Origin of the sequence: Streptomyces sp. H39-C1, from assembly GCF_027158125.1 — a bacterium.
GTDB classification, from domain to species: Bacteria; Actinomycetota; Actinomycetes; order Streptomycetales; family Streptomycetaceae; genus Actinacidiphila; species Actinacidiphila fildesensis.
The window spans coordinates 1-1,410 of sequence record NZ_JAPVLS010000258.1; the positions used below are offsets into that span (position 1 = coordinate 1).

At 67.0% G+C, this 1,410-nt stretch carries 2 protein-coding genes; both read right to left on the minus strand.

The window, feature by feature from the left end; genetic code table 11:
* A partial coding sequence (locus tag O3W51_RS48070) for a hypothetical protein (RefSeq protein ID WP_269290419.1) occupies positions 1 to 535 on the minus strand: 535 nt, incomplete at its 3' end.
* Positions 536 to 980: 445 nt separating this feature from the next.
* Positions 981 to 1,410, minus strand: a 430-nt coding sequence (tpg, locus tag O3W51_RS48075; RefSeq protein WP_269290420.1) for a telomere-protecting terminal protein Tpg, incomplete at its 5' end; no start/stop codon positions are given.

Sequence of the window (1,410 nt, forward strand, 5' to 3'; positions counted from 1 at the left end):
CCCCCGCCCGCCACTGCTGGCGGGCAGGCCGAGACTGCGTCGTGCGCACCGTTGCGGCCGCGTCCAGGGCCGGGCCGGTGACGGCAGGATCGGCATACTTGAGCACCTCGCGGGCCTGCCCGCCCAGGACTTCGTGGTCACGGAGGCCGACGCAGAGGTCGAGCCAGCGGCGGTCCCGGGACACCAGGTCGCGGAGATCATCGGAGTGCCATTCAGGACCGGACTGGGAGAACGATTGTGGCGACAGGAAGGCGAGAGCCTGAATGGCGGCGATCTGACCGGGTGCAGCAGTCAGGCACTCGTCGGCGAACAGGTGGCTGACGTTGCCCCAGGCCGTCCCCTCGTCGGTGAACATGACCTTCAGGGCCATGAACTGGCCGAGGTGCTCGTGGTCGTGGATCCCCTTGCGCAGCGTGTCGCGGGCCCCGGCGGTCCCGATCTCGAACAGTGCGTGGGCAGCAGCCACCGCAACCGGATGGACCGGGCACTGCTCCCACAACCCGATCAATGTCGAGACGGACGGCTCGTAGCGCATCCTCCCGAGCGCACGGACCTGGTCAGAGACTGCCCGTCCGCCGTCAACGCTTCGGACGGCGGAGATGCCGACATCTTGGTAAGCCCTCGCTTCGTCCGCAGTCAGGCCGCTCCACTGCTCGATGCTGACGCGCGCCCTGACTCCGAGGTCCGGCCACGCGGCGAGAGCCTCCAGGAGGGACTCCAAAACTTGCGCGCCGGCGGTGTCATCTGTACTTGTGTTCTCCACCACGCGCGCAGTATGGCACCTCGCCGAACGTGCAAGTGATCATTGCGGGTCATAGCCCGCCCTGGACGACAGATTGCATGCTGACACGACAGTTGGCCTGCTGAGTCACACATGCCAGCCACGACGGTGAACGCTCAGCTCGCCAAGTGTCGCGCGCATTCGCCAACTGAAGCGCTGAGTCACAGCGGGAATTCAGCGGTCATGATTTCGTTCCTATTCAGAAATCCAGATCCAGGTAATCGATGTCATTCAGGGTTACGTCCGAGAGTCCCATGGCGCGGCCGCCGCCGTCCTGGAAATAGACTTCCTTAAACCCTTCGGCGATGATCCCACGCATGTCCTGGTCGCTGGCCCCTGTGTCGCGGGCGTCGAACAGGCGCTGCGCGTACGCGGCAGGGAGACGGACGGTGAGGCGGCGAAAGCGGCCGTCGTCGGTGGATCCGGCGGACGACTCGTAGCCGAACCGGGCCCGGGTCTCCACCGTGACCCCGGTGACGGCGGCCTGCTGGCGCCGGCGCTTGCGCACCTGGGGCTGCCAGCGGGAGCGGACGGCGTTGTCGATCTTCGCGGCGATGTCCTTGGGCGGGTTCTTGCGGGCGCCGCGCCGGTAGCGGTTGACGGAGTCGGCGGTGATGCCGAGCTCCTGC